This is a genomic window from Streptococcus sp. HMSC034B03 (assembly GCF_001838575.1).
In the GTDB taxonomy this organism is placed as follows: Bacteria; Bacillota; Bacilli; order Lactobacillales; family Streptococcaceae; genus Streptococcus; species Streptococcus anginosus.
The window spans coordinates 65,496-84,238 of record NZ_KV837627.1 but is presented as its reverse complement, the minus strand read 5'-3'; the positions used below and the strand labels follow the sequence as shown (position 1 = coordinate 84,238).

Genomic DNA, 18,743 nt, shown 5'->3' with positions numbered 1-18,743 from the left:
TCATTCTCCAAAAACACTTTGAATATCCTCATCCGTTATTCCAATCATAGGGTTGATTTTCAAGAAATTTTCCTCAGTCAAGATATATTTTTCCACAGTTGTTTCCAAATTATTCACAGAAGTGTGTATAACTTTTTCATCAGTTAGGAGGTCTGAAAAGCGTTGGATTAGATAGGTATTGCGAGCTGTGCCAGTGTTTTTGACAGCAAAGTCAAAGGCAGACTTTTCCCCAAGAAGAATCAATTTGCTCTTGGCACGGGTGATAGCAGTATAGATAAGATTGCGTTGCAGCATACGGTGGCTGCTGGATGTAATCGGTAAAATGACTACAGGAAATTCACTACCCTGAGATTTGTGGATACTCATAGCGTATGCCAGACGAATTTTATACCATTCACTGCGTTGATAAACAATCTCATTGCTGTCAAAGTTGATAGTCAACTCGTCCTGTTTTGAATCAGTATATTTGGCTGGCAGCAAATCAGTGATATAACCCAAATCGCCGTTAAAGACATTACTTTCCGCATCATTGACCAGATGAATCACCTTGTCGCCTTGTCGGTATTGGCAATCCGTTGCTTCAAAGACGAGTTGTTCTTTTTCGGCAGGGTTGATTAGATTTTGCATGAGTTGATTGATGTGGTCAATCCCAGCCTGTCCGCGGTACATAGGCGCAAGTACCTGCACATCTTGAGCTGGAATGCCACTGCGGATAGCAGCTTCTACAATACGTTCAATCATCTGCAGAATATGTTCACTACGCGCTTCAAAATAAGAACGGTCAGCCTTTTTTTCTATAAAATCAGGTGGCAGAATGCCTTTTTGAATCTGGCTGGCTAAGTTGACGATAGTGGAGTCTTTGCTTTGTCGATAAATTTTTTCTAATTTGGTCTGTGGAAGAAGAGGGATTTTCAGTAAATCTGCCAGCACTTGTCCGGGGCTGACAGAAGGCAGCTGATCAGCATCTCCGACAATGAGAAGTTTGCTGTTGGAAGAGATATTGCTGAGGAGTTGATTGGCTAACCAAGTATCTACCATTGAAAATTCGTCGACAATAATAAAGTCTGCGTCCAAATAATCGTCTAAATGGCTGGTGTCGTCGTCTCCTGTCATGCCTAAATGCCGATGAATCGTTGCGCTTGGAAGCCCTGTTAATTCATTCATGCGTCTGGCAGCACGCCCAGTTGGAGCGGCTAGAAGAATAGGCAAATCTTGAGATTTGCGCAAATCCAACCCATGCAGCAGAGCATAAACAGCAATGATTCCATTGATGACGGTCGTTTTTCCTGTTCCGGGACCACCCGTTAGGATGAAAATTTTGTGATTGATAGCGTCACAAATTGCTTGTTTTTGAGTCACATCATAGGAAATGGCAAACTCATTTTCGATTTGAGTAATAGCAGCTTCGATTTTTTCCGGTTCAAATTTGTTTTGCTTCCCTTTTTCTAAAATGCGCAAGAGATTGCTACGAATCCCTTCTTCGGCAAAAAAGAGACTGTTTTCAAAAATCTTTGTATCAACATTTTGAACTTTATCTTCTTCAATCAAATATGCCAGCTCATCCGCAACAGAACTTGGGTCTAACTCAATCTGACGGGAACTTTCGAGGAGCTCAATCGTATGTTCTAGAAGTTCTTTGGCTTCAAGATAAGTGTCGCCTTTTTCCATAGACTGGGTTAGGAGCGTGTGAAGCAACCCAGCACGAAAACGCTCTGGAGCAGTACTTTCAATTCCTAAGCTTTGCGCCAGTTGGTCGGCAATTTTAAATCCTATTCCTTGAATATCTTCCACTAACTGATAAGGATAGTGTTCGACAATTTCGAGAGTCTCTTCTTTGTAAAAATCTTGAATCTGAAAGGCAAGCTTGTTCGGGATACCGTATTCAGATAGCTTGGCAAGAATTCTCTCGGTGCCGTAATTTTGTCTTAGTTTTGTGAGAAAGGCTTCACGGTTTTTAGCAGAAAGACCTGCAATATTCTTTAATTTTTCTGGCTCTGCTAAGACTTTATCAATCGCGTTGTCGCCATAGAGATCCACGATTTTTTGCGCTGTTTTTACACCAATCCCTTTAAAATGGTCGCTTGAAAAATATTTGACTAAGCCTTTGCTGGTTGGCTTTGCACGCTCATAGCGTGTTATTTTGAGTTGTTCACCATATTTAGGGTGTTGCACGAGATTTCCCCAAAAAGTGTAGTCTTCGCCCTCCATAATATCCGCCATGGTGCCCGTGACAATAATCTCAAAATCATCAAAATCTGCATCGGTGTCGTTAATATCTAACAGCAGAATCCGAAAGAAACTGCTGGGATTTTCAAAAATAATGCGTTCAATGGTGCCTGAAAAGTAAAATTCCATCATCTTCCTGTATCAATGTTAAAAGAATGGGAGTGGGGCAGAACTAAAAATTGAAAATTTTTAGTTCGTAGTCCCACCCCCGCAAGGGTGCTTAAACAGTTATCAAGCTGTTTAAGGTTGCAGATGAAGAAAACGAAGTTTTCGTCAAAGATGCTCTTCCGAGCTTGAAAAGCGAACAGCTTTGATACTTGCTTCGCAAGTTTTATCTGCCACCTCAAAGCAGTGCTTTGAGCAATCACGGTGGCTTGCCATGCAAGGCTGATTTCCCGCCTTCAACAATTCACTAAATTGTTGAAGCTGCGTTATTCGTTTATTCCTAAATCTGATAGAAGCTGGAATACTTTTTGCCCAGCTCCAACGAATTAAAATAGACTTGTTTGGGATTAGAAAGTGCCGATTCTATTCAAAGGCCAGAAACGGAGTTTTGCTTCGCCCTGCAATTGATTGGCTTTAAATGTTCCCACCTGACGGCTGTCTTTTGAGACAAGACGGTCATCTCCTAAAAGCAGGTATTCGTCTTTTGGAACTTCAATGGTAAAGCTAGTGTTCCCATTTGCATCCTGCGTAAAGGCTTGAGCTTTATCTGCTAAAGACTGAAAGAAACTGTTATAGGAATAGGTTGCCTGCAATTTATCATCTTTAAACTTCGCGAGGTAATTTTTAAGATAAGGTTCGTTGGCCTTTTTGCCATTTACATATAGTTGGTCGTTTTCGTAGCGGATAGTGTCTCCAGGAAGACCGATCACCCGCTTGACAATTTGCTTGGTTTTTCCATCTTCGTCTTTTTCACTTGCAACGACAATATCAAAGCGATTGACAGGCAAGTGTTTGACAACAAATAGATATTCTCCATTAGCTAAGGTTGGATCCATTGAATGCCCGTCTACCTTGACAGGAACCCAAAGAAAGGCGCGTGATAAGAAAAGAACGGCCATGAAGAGGATAAACAATCCCCATTCTTTCATAAATTTTGAAAAAGTAGTTGATTTTGTTTGCATAACTTACCTTTCTAGAAGTTTCTTCGCTTTTTCAGTATTTTTAAAATGCAGTTTTGCACTCGCTTCTAAGCCTTTTATGCCGTAGGCTTGAAGAAGCTGACTTGCGATTTTATCGGACTTTGCTCCTGCTCCACTGGGCAATTCATAGCCGAGCTCTTGACTTAAATTTTCAAGATTTTCTAAAAATAAGTCGCGTGCAATCATGGAGCTGACTGCTACGGCTAAGTATTTTCCTTCCGCTTTTTCCTCTAAAGTGAGAGGATTTGAGAAATGATTGCGTTCCTGTTTGACGTATTTCTGATAATTTTTGTCACTTGTGAAGGCATCAATAACAATTTTTTCAGGCTGCACTCCCGTTTGCAAGAGCAGATAAATGGCTTGATTGTGAAGAGCAACCTTGACAGACACCGCATTGTAGCCAGAAGCAATGACTTCGTTGTATTTTTGGGGGGACAATAGCAGAGCTTGGTGCTGAATCTTTTCCTTTAACAAAGGAACGATTTGCCTGATTTTCTGGTCTGTTAGGCTTTTAGAGTCATCAACTCCCAGCTTTCGTAGAAACCTATGCTGTTCTGTTGTGACAAAAGATGCCACAACAGCAAGTCCGCCGAAATAAGAACCGTTGCCGACTTCATCTGTCCCGATAAGAGGACAATTTTGCTGAGGAGCTGTCGTTTCTTCTCTGGAAGACTGATAGCCAAAAAATTGTGCTGCCTGCTCTGCGTTTTCTCCTTGGAAGAGGACTTTTCCTGAAGTGTAGATGGAGGCAGTTGCCTTATCAAGCTTAAAAAGGTAACGAATATAAGGATTTTTACTAGAAACAAGCTGTGCCTGGTAGTGGGCAACAAAATCTTGAATTTGTTTCTCACTGGGTTGTAAGGTAATACTTTCCATATTGCTATTGTACCATAAAAGTTATAAATTTCTTTAAAAACTGACAAAATCGCTTCCTTTTGGTATAATATTTTGAGGTGATTTTATGGCAAACTTAAATCGATACAAATTTACTTTCGGAAAGAAGAGTGTAACCTTAACAACAGAACACGATAATTTATTCATGGAAGAAGTTGAAAAGGTTGCAACAGAAAAATATCACGCAATTAAAGAGAAGATGCCTGCGGCAGATGATGAAACATTAGCTATTTTGCTGGCAGTCAATAGTTTAGCGACGCAATTGTCACGTGAGATTGAGTTCGATGACAAGGAGCAAGAGCTGGAAGAACTTCGTAAAAAAGTGTTAGAAGCCAACAAGCAAAAGGTTAGTGAGCAAGAGGGGACCCTATGATTTCATTGGTAATTTTGCTGATTTTGGCTTGGAGTTTTTACATTGGCTATTCGCGTGGGATTGTTTTGCAGGCTTATTATACTGTTTCGGCGGTTATTTCAACAATTATTGCAGGGCAACTGTACCAATCTCTAGGTGAACAAATCAATCTTTTAGTTCCCTACGCTAGTGCACAGGAAGGAACATTTACCTATTTCTTTCCCAGCAGCCAATTGTTCCAGTTGGACAAGGTTTTTTATGCCGGTCTGGCTTATCTAGTCATTTACACGATTGTTTATAGCATAGCCCGTTTTATTGGGATTTTTATTCACTTAGTGCCAAACAAGAAAGCCAATGAGCGTTGGTACAATGTTGCTAGTGGTGCTTTAGCTGTTTGCGTCACTTTATTTGGAATTCAAATGCTGCTGACCGTTTTAGCAACGATTCCCTTACCACTTGTTCAAAATCATCTCAATGCCAGTGGTTTAGCTCGATTTATCATCAGTCACACACCAATTACTTCAGGAATGTTGAAACAACTCTGGGTGACCAAAATCATCGGATAAATACAAAGACTCAGTTGGTGGTGCTAGCTGAGTTTCTTTTTCATCAGGAAAGATAAGAATATGAATAGAAAAATTTTAGAAACGTTAGAATTTTGGAAAATCAAGGCGCTCTTTGAACCCTATCTTCTGACAGAACAAGGGTGCTTGGAGCTGCAGCAGCTGTTCCCGTCCAATAAACAAGAAAGGCTGGAAACAGCATTTTTAGAAATGACGGACATGCAGCAGATTTTTGTACAGCGTCCTCACTTCAGTCTGGCTGCGACCCAAGACATTACGGGCTTGACCAAGCGCTTGGAGCTGGAAGGCAACTTAAACATTGAAGAATTTCTCGCTCTGAAGCGGGTTTTGGCTGTCACGCAAGAATTGACTGATTTTTATGAGGATTTGGAAAATGTTGAGTTGCAAAGATTGAATCGGCTTTTTGAAAATTTGGTTTCTTTTCCGAGCTTGCAAGGAGCGTTGCAGGCTATCAATGAGGGCGGATTTGTTGAAAGTTTTGCGAGTGACAATTTAGCTCGCATTCGCCGGAAAATTCAAGAAAATGAAGTTCAAGTGAGAGATATTTTGCAAGATATCCTCAAAACCAAGGGCGATATGCTAGCAGATCAAGTAGTAGCCAGTCGAAACGGTCGCAATGTTTTGCCGGTCAAAAATACATTCCGCCATCGTATCTCAGGCGTGGTGCATGATATTTCTGCTAGTGGAAACACGGTGTATATCGAGCCGCGGGCGGTGGTCAATCTCAATGAAGAAATCACCAATGCACGGGCAGACGAGCGCTATGAAATTTTGCGGATTTTACAAGAGTTGTCTGACCGCATACGTCCTCATATTGCTGAAATTGCTAATAATGCTTGGATTATTGGACATCTGGACTTTGTTCGAGCTAAGGTGCGCTTTATGCAGGAGAGAGGAGCGGTAGTACCCAAGCTGTCTGACCGTCAGGATATTCGACTGCTCCATGTTGCTCATCCTCTGATAGAAAATGCAGTGGCTAATGATTTGTACTTTGCATCGGATTTAACGGAAATCGTCATTACTGGTCCCAATACAGGCGGAAAGACCATTATGCTCAAAACCCTAGGCTTGGCTCAGCTTATGGCACAGTCTGGCCTGCCTATTTTGGCAGATGAAGGGAGTCGAGTGGGGATTTTTGACCAAATCTTTGCGGACATTGGAGACGAGCAGTCTATTGAGCAGAGTTTGTCGACTTTCTCCAGCCATATGACGAACATTGTCTCTATTTTAGAGCAGGCTGATGAGAATGCCTTGGTGCTTTTGGATGAGCTTGGAGCTGGAACCGACCCGCAGGAGGGTGCAGCTCTTGCTATGGCAATTCTTGAAGACTTGCGACTGCGACAGGTCAAGACAATGGCAACGACCCACTATCCAGAGCTTAAGGTCTATGGGATTGAGACTGAGGGAGTGCAAAATGCCAGCATGGAGTTTGATACAGAAAGCCTAAGGCCAACTTATCGTTTTATGCAGGGAGTGCCGGGTCGCTCCAATGCTTTTGAGATTGCAAGGCGTTTAGGTCTGTCTGATAGAGTGGTCAAGGATGCTCAAGAATTGACTGACACGGACAGCGATGTCAATCGCGTTATTGAGCGCTTGGAAGAGCAGACCTTGGAAAGCCGCAAGCGGTTGGATAATATCCGAGAAGTGGAGCAAGAAAATCTCAAATTTAACCGTGCTCTTAAAAAGCTCTACAATGAGTTCAATCGGGAAAAAGAAACTGAGCTAAATAAGGCAAGGCTGGAAGCGCAGGAAATCATTGATGTGGCGCTGACCGAGAGTGATATGATTCTCAAAAATCTACATGCTAAATCCAGTCTCAAACCGCACGAAATTATTGAAGCCAAAAGCCAGCTGAAAAAATTAGCTCCGGAAACGGTGGACTTGTCACAGAATAAAGTGTTAAAACAAGCCAAAAAAGCACGGAAACCAAAAGTGGGAGACGATATTCTGGTGATTAGCTACGGTCAGAGAGGCACGCTTGTCAATCAGGTCAAAGACGGTCGCTGGGAAGCACAGGTGGGACTCATCAAGATGACCTTGGAGGAAGCAGAGTTTAACCTGCTCAAAGCTGAAAAAGAACAGCCTAAGCGCAAGCAGGTCAATGTGGTGAAACGAACAACCACAAGCGGACCAAGAGCTCGACTGGATTTGCGAGGAAAACGTTATGAAGAAGCCATGCAAGAGCTGGATACCTTTATCGACCAAGCCTTGCTCAACAATATGGCACAGGTGGATATTATTCACGGGATCGGGACGGGCGTCATTCGCGAAGGCGTCACCAAATATCTCCGTCGCAATAAGCATGTCAAGAGTTTTGGCTATGCACCGCAAAATGCTGGGGGTAGCGGAGCAACTATTGTGGTGTTTAAGTAATGCAGAGTTGGTGAACAAAACTGTTCATGATAAAGAAGAAAGATTGAAAAGAGGAAATATTTATGAGACAAAAAGGAATACAAGATTCTTGTACAACGATTCTGGTTGGGAAAAAAGCGAGTTATGACGGTTCAACTATGATTGCACGTACAGAAGATTCACAAAATGGTGTATTTACGCCCAAGAAATTTATTGTTGTTAACCCAGAAGATCAGCCGCGGCATTACAAGTCTGTACTATCAAGCTTTGAGATAGATTTGCCGGACAATCCAGTTCGCTACACCAGTGTACCGGACGCTCTTGCAAAAGACGGGATTTGGGGTGAAGCTGGTATCAATGTTTACAATGTAGCCATGAGCGAGACAGAGACGATTACCACGAATAGCCGAGTGCTGGGAGCAGATCCTTTGGTGGTGACTGGTATCGGAGAAGAAGACATGCTGACCTTGGTGTTGCCTTATATCAAAACGGCGCGTGAGGGTGTGTTGCGTTTAGGGAAGATTCTTGAAGAATACGGCACCTATGAGTCAAACGGGATTGCCTTTTCTGACGTGAATGAAATCTGGTGGTTGGAGACAATCGGTGGACATCATTGGCTAGCTCGCCGGGTGCCCGATGACGCCTATGTAACCAATCCGAATCAGCTGGGAATGGATTATTTTGAGTTTGACAATCCCGAATATTTCCTCTGTGATCCTGATTTGAAAGACTTTATTCGTCGCAATAATTTGAATCTCAACTATGACGGGGAATCTTTCAATCCGCGCTATGCTTTTGGTAGCCAGCGTGACAAAGACCGCCATTACAATACACCGCGTGCTTGGGATATTCAGCGTTTTCTCAATCCAGAAATTGAGCAAGACCCGCGCTCCTTTTTCCTTCCTTGGTGTCAAAAACCCTACCGTAAAATCACGATTGAAGATGTCAAGTATGTCCTTAGCAGCCACTACCAAGACTCTCCTTATGACCCTTATGGCTTAGAAGGCAGTCATCACAGTCAGCGGACCTTCCGCACGATTGGGATTAACCGCACAAGTCAAACATCTATCTTGCAGTTGAGACCCAATAAACCACAGGAAACGACGGGCATCCAATGGTTGTCCTATGGCTCTATGCCTTACAATACAGCCGTGCCTTTCTTTACCCAAGTCTCTACAACACCAGCCTACTTTGCCAACACGACGGACAAGGTTTCGACGGATTCCTTCTACTGGACCAATCGCTTAATTGCAGCTTTGGCTGACGCGCATTTTTCTAGTCATCTGGGAGATTTGGATGATTACCAAGAAACGACCATGGCTTTGGGACATGAAATGCTAGGGCGCGTGGATTGTGCCTTGGAAAAAGGAGAAATAGTTGACTTCGAAGCAGAAAATCAAGCCCTAAGCGATAAAATTCAAGAAGCAACGGGCCAACTTCTGAATAAAATCCTGCTAGACGCCAGCAATCTGATGACCAATCATTTTTCTTTGAGCGACTAACTCCGTAGCACATTCTGCCCCTACAAATGCTTCGTCTCAAGTAATTGCTAACGAATAGAAGTTCGTTTTTGGAAAATTATTGAATACTAATCTGCGGAGGAGTTTTTCGCTCCGTAGCAAATATTTTGCAAATGCTTCCTTTTAGTGTAGAATGATGTCAAGAAATGAAATAGAGCGATGACATTGGTCATCGTCAGAGGAGAACAATATGGTAGCAGCAGTTACAGATGCAAATTTTGCAGAAGAAACAAAAGACGGACTTGTCCTCATTGACTTTTGGGCAGCATGGTGTGGTCCTTGCCGCATGCAGGCACCGATTTTGGAAAAAATAGCCGAAGAAGTGCATGAAGACGAATTGAAAATCTTCAAAATGGACGTGGACGCCAACCCAAATACACCAAGTGAATTTGGAATCATGTCAATCCCGACCCTCATCTTCAAAAAAGATGGGCAAGTGGTGAAGCAAGTTGTCGGTGTTCATACCAAAGAACAATTAAAAGCTATTGTAGCCGAATTGAGCTAAAAGAGAACGAGGCTGGGACAAAAGTCCGACCTCAAATATACAAAGCGAACAAAACTAGTTTTCTGGTAATCAGAATTCTGCTTTGTTCGCTTTTCGCATTTAATTATAGATTTGAAGGGCTTAATAATTAAGATTTTTAAAAATTGAAATCTTTTTGTCCCAAACTCTTTCTCTTTTCAAGATTAGAAGAGTACTTTTGACGAAAATTCGTTTTCATCAGTCACTACCTTTTTGCTAATAGATCAATACACTAATCGGTGCTATAATGAAAATGAAGAAAGATTGTTTCAATCAGAAAGGACGATTAAATCCTGGGAACATTTGGAATAGTAGCTGTATTCGTCATTGTTGTACTCTTATTCATTTGTATCTATCTTCTTTTCAAAGTTATCTTCAAAAAATAAAGTTAGAAGTTAAGTAGGAAATAATTACAAACGAGACAATTTCATTTCGTCCTCGCAGCTGACAAGGCAAACTGATTGTCGTTCACTCCGTCCGCCCGGCGGACGAGATAAACTTCTTTTGGTTCATACTGTCAGCCGGGCGGACGGAGTAAACCAAAAGTAAGGGAGATTTTCCGCCGGGCGGACGAAGCAAACGAAAAGTAGTTGAGGTCATCCGCCGCGCTGACGGAAAAAGGAGAAGTCATTGAAACGGTCACTTTAAGTGACAAGTAAAAAAGGAAAGAAGGAATTTATGAAGCAAGAAAAGCTCATTGGACTTAAACTTAGTAATCTTTCTTTCCGTGCTCAATAACAGCCGCAAGCACTATGCGGATATCCTTGCCCGTCGCAAGGGCAAAGAGCCTAAAGCAGAATTGGGTTAATTAAAAAATGAGGTTGGGACTTTTCCAACCTCATTGTATTACGCTTTTTTCCTTTTTCCCCAAACGCTTTTTTCGGCAACTGCAGTAAAGAGCGCATCCGTTGAGGAATTGAGCGCCGTTTCACAGGAATCTTGGATAACTCCAATGATGAATCCTACCCCAACGACTTGCATGGCAACATCATTTGAAATACCGAAGAGACTACAAGCAACAGGAATGAGCAAAAGAGAACCACCTGCCACCCCGGAAGCACCACAAGCAGAGATAGCGGCGACAATACTGAGGATTAATGCTGTCGCAAAGTCAATCGAAATGCCTAATGTATTGACTGCAGCAAGGGTGAGCACATTGATGGTAATAGCTGCTCCAGCCATGTTAATAGTGGCACCAAGAGGAATAGAAACGGAATAAGTATCTTTGTTGAGTCCTAGTTCTTCACAAAGTTTCATGTTGACAGGAATATTAGCAGCTGAACTACGTGTGAAGAAAGCTGTCACACCACTGACTTTTAAACACCGCAAAACAAGTGGGTAGGGATTTTTTCTCATCAGAACAAAGGCAATGAAAGGGTTGACGACCAGAGCTACAAAAAGCATGATAGCGATTAAAACTGCTAATAAGCTGCCATAGTTAGCCAACACCGCCAATCCTTTGTCAGAAATCGTCTTAAAGACCAAACCAAGAATTCCAAAAGGAGCCAGATTGATAATCCATTCAACGACCTTAGAGGTTACACTTGCCATAGTTTGCAAAAGCTCTTTACTGCTTTTGCTGGCTTCACGCATGGCAAGTCCAAATACCACAGCCCAAGATAATATTCCAATATAGTTTGCGGTGATGAGAGCATTGACTGGATTGTCCACTACTTTGAGCAATAAATTACTGAGGACTTGCCCAATCCCATCTGGTGGTGTAATCTTGGTCTTTGACGCTGTGAGTGTGATGTGTAAAGGAAAAAGGTAGTTAGCTAGCACTGCGACTAAAGCTGCTGAGAATGTTCCCAAAAGATACAAGATAATGATAGTTTTCATGTTGGTTTCTTGCCCTTTTCGATGTTGTGATAGAGCATTGGTCACCAAAGCAAAAACCAACAGTGGAGCAATGCCCTTTAAGCCACCAACAAATATATCTCCCAATAAGCCAATTGCTGACAGCTTAGGACAGGTCAAGCCGAGGACAGCCCCTAATGCAATCCCGATAGCAATACGCTTAATCAAACTAGATTTTTTCCAAGCCAAAACTATTCTTTTCATATCATATAATCCCTTCATGATCATAATGTCTCCCATTATAGTATAAATATTCTGAAAAATCAATCTGTTTTAGATAGAATACACTGGGTGGAGTTCGTATTCCCCTGATTCAATTAGGCTTAGATATGGTATAATAGAAATAAGCAGGAGGTGACCTATGTTATTTGCGAACAAGAATGTATTCTCTCGCTACTTTGAAAAATTCAACTGGTCTAATTTGTTAGATGACGTCTTTAGCAAGCTCGTCTCACTCGTGCTATTGCTAGCTCTCTTTTACCTCGCTAAAAAGTTGGTACATGTACTCGTAAGAAAGATTATCTCACCCTCTTTGAAACTCTCCAGTCAAGACGAAGGGCGGCAAAAGACCCTCACTCGTTTGATTGAAAATTTACTGAATTACACCCTTTACTTTTTCTTGATCTATTGGATATTAGCGATTTTAGGCTTGCCGGTGTCTAGTTTACTGGCAGGAGCTGGGATTGCTGGGGTAGCAATCGGGATGGGCGCTCAAGGTTTCTTGTCCGATTTGGTCAATGGTTTCTTTATTTTACTGGAGCGACAGTTGGATGTCGGAGACAGCGTTCGCCTGACCAATGGCTCGATTAAAATCGCAGGAACGGTTGTGAGCGTCGGGATTCGGACGACACAAGTGCGCGATGCAGATGGCACTTTGCATTACGTTCCTAATCGCAACATTACCGTCGTCAGCAATCTCTCACGCGGCAATATGCGTGCGCTCATTGATATTCCATTATACGCTCAGACGGATTTGGAGAAGGTCACTCGGATTATCCAGCAGGTCAATCAAGAATATGCGGGCGATCAAGTAGAAATTTTGCAGGAACCGACGATTTTAGGTCCGCAACTCGCAGACAACGGACAATTTTATTTCCGTGTCAGTATCACTGTCCAAAGTGGTAGCCAAAGTACCGTTTATCATCAATTTTACAGATTGTATCATGACGCTCTATTAAAGGGAGGAATTGATTTGCCAACGATTTATGCACCAGCGTAAGCAGAAAGGAGATTATTATGGAAGAACAAGTACCGCATGAAATAACGACCCCTGCCGGTCACGTCTATCGTTTGAAACAGCCCCTGTATAAGCAGCCTTTGTTTTGGACGACCATCATTAGCTGTGTCATGCTTGTATTCATGACCCTCGTGGTGGCTGGTTTAAGTATTTTTAACTTTGCCTTTCTAGGGCATGGTGCTCGAACTGCAGTTTATCAAGATAGTTATAAACATCACCGTCTGGGAGACAGCGTGCGTTTTGAAAATGGAATGAAAATCACTGTTCAATACATTCATGTGGACTCCAAAGAGCGGATGAAAGGGCAAGCAACAGGAGCAACGATTACCGCCAAGGTCATTATCGAAAATACTTCTAGCGAATCTCTCCCTCTCAATGTCTATGACTTTGATTTACAAGACGAAATGGGAGAATCCTATGTCTTGGATGACGCTACTTTTGATACTACCAACATAAAAGAGGAGCTTGCGGTGGGCGAAAAGGTGGAATGGAAGCTGATGTATGACGGTGAGGACGGCTCGCAGCAGCCCTATACTCTCGCTTATGACAATGTCAGGTGGGGAGAAGCCAAAAGCGTGAAGTTTTAGAAATTTTCAGCAGAAGAACAGTAAAAGGCTGTGGACGAATCTGTCCACAGCCTTTTATCATGCATGTTCGTTTAAACAATCCCTTGAGCAATCATAGCATTGGCGACATTTTCAAAAGCAGCGATGTTTGCTCCTGCTAGATAGTCTTTGCCAAGATTGTAGTTTTCAGCAGTTGTTTTAGCAGTGTTGAAGATGTTGGTCATAATGTCTTTCAGACGAGTGTCTACTTCTTCACGCGTCCATGAGAGGCGGAGACTATTTTGACTCATTTCCAGAGCAGATACAGCAACTCCACCAGCATTGGCGGCTTTAGCAGGACCATAAAGGAGGTTATGTTCTTTGTAAACAGCAATGGCGTCAAGATTACTTGGCATGTTAGCACCTTCTGATACACAGAATACGCCTTGCGCTACCAAGCGTTTCGCTGCTTCACCGTCGATTTCATTTTGAGTGGCACATGGCAAGGCAATGTCGAATGCACCTTCGTAAGTCCAGACAGAGCCTTCGTAATAAGTAGCACTTGCTCTTTCAGCAGCGTATTCTGTCAGACGAGCACGACGTTTTACTTTCACATCTACCAGAAGATCAAAGTCAATTCCGTCCTTGTCAATGATATAACCATTTGAATCAGACACAGAAATGACTTTAGCACCGAGGGCGGTTGCTTTTTGCACAGCATATTGAGCTACATTTCCGGCACCAGATACGACAACAGTCTTTCCGTCAAAACTTTCACCGTTTGCTTTGAGCATTTCTTGCGTATAGTAAACAAGACCGTAACCAGTTGCTTCTGGGCGGATTAGAGAACCTCCAAATCCAAGTGGTTTACCAGTCAAGACACCAGCATCAAATTGACGTAGGCGTTTGTATTGACCATAGAGGTAGCCAATCTCACGTCCACCAACTCCAATGTCACCTGCAGGGACATCAAGAGAAGGACCGATGTATTTTTGCAATTCTGTCATGAAGCTTTGGCAGAAACGCATCACTTCAGCGTCTGTCTTGCCTTTCGGATCAAAGTCAGACCCACCTTTACCACCACCGATTGGCAGTCCAGTCAAAACGTTTTTAAAGATTTGTTCAAATCCGAGAAATTTCAAAATACCTTGATTAACCGTTGGGTGGAAACGAAGACCACCCTTATATGGTCCAACTGCGGAATTAAATTGCACGCGGTAACCGCGATTGACTTGAACTTTGCCGTCGCAATCAACCCAAGGAACACGGAAACTAATCACACGTTCTGGCTCGGTAATGCGTGCCAGAATGTTTTCTTCAATGTATTCAGGATGTTTTTCAAAAACGGGTTCAAGCGTGTTTAAAAATTCTTCCACCGCTTGCAGAAATTCTGCTTCGTGAGCATTGCGAGCTTTCACCAATTCAAAAGTGTTTTGGATATATTCTTTAGCAGTTGTCATAGACTTCTCCTTAAATAAGATACGAGGACGAGTAAAAATCGTACAAAATGGGAGGCTGACGCCGTGTTCGATGAACACAAGGGAGCCTATCTTTTTTGCTAGACTTTCGTCCGAGTTCAGTGTATGTTATATTTTGTTACGTGTGTCATTATAGCAGAAAATTTTTGTGCTGTAAAGAAAAAAGTTGAATTTTCTGAAAATTCCGACATAAAATTTACAACAAAATCCTGCTCAGCAAAAATTCATTTGCTTATCCCGAACATTTTTTCCTTCTATTCCGTTAAAAGAGTCAGATTTTTGCTTTTAATGGTACAATAGAAAAATGAAAGGAGTATTTCATGTCATCAACTCAAACACAAATCGCTGGTTTTACTTTTAACAATTGCCTGATGAATGCGGCTGGCGTTGCCTGCATGACGATTGAGGAGTTAGAAGAAGTTAAAAACTCACCTGCGGGAACCTTTGTCACTAAAACAGCTACTTTGCAAGCGCGAGCAGGAAATCCCGAACCTCGCTACCAAGATGTGCTGCTTGGCTCAATCAATTCAATGGGGTTACCCAATCATGGACTGGACTATTATTTGGATTACTTGTTAGAATTACAACAGACAGAACCGAATAGAACCTTCTTTTTGTCGCTGGTAGGTCTATCGCTAGAAGAAACCCATGCTCTTTTGAAAAAGGTGCAGGACAGTGACTTTAAAGGCTTGACCGAACTCAATCTATCTTGTCCCAATGTTCCTGGCAAACCACAAATCGCTTATGATTTTGAGACGACGGAAAAGATCTTGAGTGAAGTGTTTGACTATTTCACCAAGCCACTAGGCATTAAATTGCCACCATATTTTGATATGGCACATTTTGATCAAGCGGCAGCTATTTTTAACAAATTTCCTCTTTCTTTTGTCAACTGTGTCAATTCAATTGGTAACGGGCTGTATATTAACGATGAAACAGTTGTCATTCGTCCGAAAAAAGGCTTTGGTGGTATTGGTGGTGAATATATCAAACCAACTGCACTTGCTAATGTTCATGCTTTTTATCAACGACTTAATCCTTCGATTCAAATCATCGGTACGGGCGGTGTATTGACAGGGCGGGACGCTTTTGAGCACATTCTTTGCGGAGCCAGTATGGTGCAAGTTGGAACAACGCTGCATAAAGAAGGTGTAGGGGCTTTTGAGCGCATTACAAATGAGCTGAAAGCGATTATGGAAGAAAAAGGCTATGAAAGCATAGAAGATTTTCGTGGGAAATTGCACTATCTGGACTAACCACAAGTGGTATTTGGCAATTCATTGCCACATCATTCTCAAGAAAGTTCTAATCAAATCCTTATAACATTTTAGGAATTTGTGAGAAAATAAGAACAAAGAAATGAGGTGTTTTTATGGCTGAAATTTATCTAGCAGGTGGCTGCTTTTGGGGTTTGGAAGAATATTTTTCCCGTATTACAGGTGTGATTGATACGACTGTCGGCTATGCCAATGGGCAGGTGGAATCTACCAATTATCAGCTGATTCATCAAACCGACCATGCTGAAACCGTTCAGGTGACTTATGATGAAAATTTGCTTAGCTTGCGAGAAATTCTGCTCTATTATTTTCGGGTGGTTGATCCGCTGTCTATCAATAAGCAAGGAAACGATATTGGTCGTCAATATCGCACAGGGATTTATTACACAAACGACACGGATGTGCCAGTCATTAACGAAGTCGTGAAAGAGCAAGAGCGGCGATTCGGTCAGAAGATTGCGGTGGAAGTAGAACCGCTGCGCCATTATGTATTGGCAGAGGATTATCATCAAGATTACCTCAAGAAAAATCCTAGTGGTTATTGCCATATCAATGTCAATGATGCCTACCAGCCTCTAGTAGATCCAGGACAATATGAGAAACCGAACGAAGCAGCTTTAAAGGCAGATTTGTCTGAAGAATCCTACCAAGTCACTCAACATGCCGCAACCGAACGACCATTTCATAACGAATATTTTGCAATGTTTGAAGAAGGCATTTATGTGGATGTGACAACGGGAGAACCGCTTTTCTTTGCCAGTGATAAGTTTGATGCTGGTTGTGGTTGGCCGAGTTTTACAAGACCGATTGCCAAAGATGTGATCAAGTATTATCAAGATAAAAGTCACGGCATGGAGCGAATTGAAGTGCGGTCGCGTTCAGGAAATGCACACTTAGGCCACGTTTTCACAGACGGTCCACAGGAACAAGGCGGACTTCGCTATTGTATCAATTCAGCAGCACTACGCTTTATTAAAAAAGAAAAAATGGAACAAGCAGGATATGGCTACTTGCTTTCATATATGAAGTAAGATCAGTAGAGTAAACAGGGACTGAGCTAGACGGCTCTGCTTATTTCGCAATTACTCATAAATGTGTGGATAGAGCGACTAGCAGTTTCAAAAATAATTACAGACTAAATAAATGTTGTAGTGATTGATTGCTCAAAGTATTGTAGATAGGATTTGCGGAGTAAATTTCAATGTTTTTCCTATTTTTTAAAGCTTGCTATTTGGTGTGGATTTTGCTACAATAACTAAAAAATTCAATGAAAACATATAATCTCCATAATAAGGTTGGAGAGTTTCTACCGTCTTACCGTAAATAAGCGTGGCTTTGTCCTTAGTTATGTTGTCAAATACAAATAGAGCATAAGGTGAATGTGAAATGAGTATCCATACGGCTTTTGTTTTTGTGAATGCTGCTAACGATGCACAGTAATTGAACATCATCTTATGGCTCTTGTTTAAAGGAGAAGCGATGAAAGCATTTAAACAAGTGAATTTGGTGACATGTGACGCAGATTTTCATGTCTATCGAAATGGGCTGCTGGTGGTAAACGAGGACAAGATTGTTTATTGTGGGAGTGAGGATGCTACTTGGGAAGTGAGGGCAGATGAGACAGTAGATTGTGAGGGAGCTTGGCTTATGCCTGGTCTAGTCAATTGCCATACTCACTCTGTTATGACCACACTTCGTGGCATTCGAGATGACAGCAATCTCCACGAATGGCTAGAAGATTATATCTGGCCGGCAGAAAGCGAGTTTACACCAGAGGTGACAACAAAAGCTGTCAAGTTAGCACTTATAGAAATGCTTCAGACTGGGACGACGACTTTTAATGATATGTACAATCCCAACGGTGTTGAAATTGGGCAAATTTATGAGGTCGTAGCACGTTCTAAAATGCGTTGTTATTTTTCACCGACTTTGTTTAGCTCAGATGTGGAGACGGCAGAAGAAACTTTAGCACGCACTCGGGTCATTATTGAGAAAATTTTATCCTACAATGATGACCGCTTTAAAGTAATGGTAGCACCACATGCGCCATATAGTTGCAGTAAGGATTTGCTAAAAGGAAGCTTAGAGCTGGCGCGTGAATTACAGCTGAAATTGCATATCCACGTGGCAGAAACACAAGCAGAAAATGGCATAATTTTAGAGCGTTATGGAAAACGCCCACTTGCTTTCTTGAGAGAATTAGGCTATCTGGAACATGAGGGGATTTTTGCCCACGGTGTGGAATTAAATGAGCGAGAAATTGCAGAACTAACAGCCTCTAAGATTCATATCGCCCACAACCCCATCAGCAATCTCAAATTAGCATCTGGCATTGCTCCCGTAACAGACTTGATTCAAGCTGGCGTGACAGTCGGACTTGCAACGGATTCGGTCGCTTCCAACAATAATTTGGATATGTTTGAAGAAAGTCGTACCGCTGCTCTTTTACAAAAAATGCGCACAGGTGACGCCACTCAATTTACCATTGAGCAGGCTTTGAAAACAATGACAATTGAAGGTGCCAAAGCGCTCGGCATGGATGATCAAATCGGCAGTCTAGAAGTTGGCAAACAAGCAGATTTTTTAATCATTCAGCCAAAAGGTAAAGTACACTTGTATCCAGAAGAAAAGATGCTTTCCCATCTCATCTATGCTGTCAAGGGAAATGATGTTAAAGATGTCTATATAGCAGGTGAGCAAGTTGTAAAAGACGGACAAGTCCTGACGATGGATGTAGTTATGTAAAAATGAAA

General features: G+C 42.1%; 15 protein-coding genes and 1 riboswitch. Of the genes, 10 read left to right on the top strand and 5 right to left on the bottom strand.

Features of this window, described 5'->3' with window-relative positions; genetic code table 11:
• The 3 genes from HMPREF2634_RS03390 to rnhC all read right to left on the bottom strand — a co-directional run bounded on the left by HMPREF2634_RS03390 (position 1) and on the right by rnhC (position 4,247).
• Positions 1–2,355, bottom strand: a complete 2,355-nt coding sequence (locus tag HMPREF2634_RS03390; protein ID WP_021002138.1) for an SF1B family DNA helicase RecD2 — start codon at positions 2,353–2,355, stop codon at positions 1–3.
• Between the two features lie 383 nt (positions 2,356–2,738).
• Positions 2,739–3,353 carry a signal peptidase I gene (gene lepB / locus HMPREF2634_RS03385; protein WP_021002137.1) on the bottom strand — a complete coding sequence of 205 codons (615 nt, stop codon included), beginning with the start codon at positions 3,351–3,353 and terminating at the stop codon, positions 2,739–2,741.
• A 3-nt stretch (positions 3,354–3,356) separates the two neighbouring features.
• Positions 3,357–4,247 carry a ribonuclease HIII gene (gene rnhC / locus HMPREF2634_RS03380; RefSeq protein WP_021002136.1) on the bottom strand — a complete coding sequence of 297 codons (891 nt, stop codon included), beginning with the start codon at positions 4,245–4,247 and terminating at the stop codon, positions 3,357–3,359.
• Positions 4,248–4,332: 85 nt separating this feature from the next.
• Between rnhC and HMPREF2634_RS03375 the strand changes: the two genes are divergently transcribed.
• From HMPREF2634_RS03375 to trxA, 5 genes are all read left to right on the top strand, one after another.
• A complete protein-coding gene (locus tag HMPREF2634_RS03375; RefSeq protein ID WP_003026418.1) occupies positions 4,333–4,638 on the top strand; it encodes a hypothetical protein in 306 nt (101 codons plus the stop codon).
• Entirely contained in the window at positions 4,635–5,183 is a 549-nt protein-coding gene (locus HMPREF2634_RS03370; RefSeq protein ID WP_021002135.1) for a CvpA family protein, read from the top strand. The genes HMPREF2634_RS03375 and HMPREF2634_RS03370 overlap by 4 nt, the downstream gene beginning before the upstream one ends.
• 60 nt (positions 5,184–5,243) lie before the next feature.
• Positions 5,244–7,574 (top strand): endonuclease MutS2, encoded by a 2,331-nt coding sequence (locus HMPREF2634_RS03365; RefSeq protein WP_070836322.1) that lies wholly within the window; start codon positions 5,244–5,246, stop codon positions 7,572–7,574.
• A 62-nt stretch (positions 7,575–7,636) separates the two neighbouring features.
• Complete coding sequence (locus HMPREF2634_RS03360) at positions 7,637–9,055, top strand: C69 family dipeptidase (protein ID WP_021002133.1); 1,419 nt, start codon at positions 7,637–7,639, stop codon at positions 9,053–9,055.
• Between the two features lie 208 nt (positions 9,056–9,263).
• Entirely contained in the window at positions 9,264–9,578 is a 315-nt protein-coding gene (trxA, locus tag HMPREF2634_RS03355) for a thioredoxin (RefSeq protein WP_070836320.1), read from the top strand.
• A gap of 864 nt (positions 9,579–10,442) precedes the next feature.
• On the opposite strand, the gene sstT is transcribed toward trxA, so the two are convergent.
• On the bottom strand, positions 10,443–11,657 hold the full coding sequence (gene sstT, locus HMPREF2634_RS03350) for a serine/threonine transporter SstT (protein ID WP_026248199.1): 1,215 nt from the start codon (positions 11,655–11,657) through the stop codon (positions 10,443–10,445).
• 157 nt (positions 11,658–11,814) lie between these two features.
• Here sstT and HMPREF2634_RS03345 point away from each other — a divergent pair, with 157 nt between their 5' ends.
• A complete protein-coding gene (locus HMPREF2634_RS03345) occupies positions 11,815–12,672 on the top strand; it encodes a mechanosensitive ion channel family protein (protein WP_003026406.1) in 858 nt (285 codons plus the stop codon).
• Between the two features lie 17 nt (positions 12,673–12,689).
• Positions 12,690–13,277: a DUF4352 domain-containing protein gene (locus HMPREF2634_RS03340; protein ID WP_003026404.1), complete on the top strand. Its 588-nt coding sequence runs from the start codon at positions 12,690–12,692 to the stop codon at positions 13,275–13,277.
• Between the two features lie 71 nt (positions 13,278–13,348).
• Here the strand turns inward: HMPREF2634_RS03340 and gdhA are convergent, their stop codons facing one another.
• Positions 13,349–14,695 carry an NADP-specific glutamate dehydrogenase gene (gene gdhA / locus HMPREF2634_RS03335; protein WP_021002132.1) on the bottom strand — a complete coding sequence of 449 codons (1,347 nt, stop codon included), beginning with the start codon at positions 14,693–14,695 and terminating at the stop codon, positions 13,349–13,351.
• A gap of 338 nt (positions 14,696–15,033) precedes the next feature.
• Between gdhA and HMPREF2634_RS03330 the strand changes: the two genes are divergently transcribed.
• From HMPREF2634_RS03330 to HMPREF2634_RS03320, 3 genes are all read left to right on the top strand, one after another.
• A complete protein-coding gene (locus HMPREF2634_RS03330; protein WP_021002130.1) occupies positions 15,034–15,969 on the top strand; it encodes a dihydroorotate oxidase in 936 nt (311 codons plus the stop codon).
• 116 nt (positions 15,970–16,085) lie between these two features.
• Positions 16,086–17,021 carry a peptide-methionine (R)-S-oxide reductase MsrB gene (gene msrB / locus HMPREF2634_RS03325; protein WP_003026399.1) on the top strand — a complete coding sequence of 312 codons (936 nt, stop codon included), beginning with the start codon at positions 16,086–16,088 and terminating at the stop codon, positions 17,019–17,021.
• A 222-nt stretch (positions 17,022–17,243) separates the two neighbouring features.
• A riboswitch (purine riboswitch) is annotated at positions 17,244–17,346 on the top strand.
• Between the two features lie 123 nt (positions 17,347–17,469).
• Positions 17,470–18,735 (top strand): TRZ/ATZ family protein, encoded by a 1,266-nt coding sequence (locus HMPREF2634_RS03320; protein WP_021002129.1) that lies wholly within the window; start codon positions 17,470–17,472, stop codon positions 18,733–18,735.
• Positions 18,736–18,743: the final 8 nt, after the last annotated feature.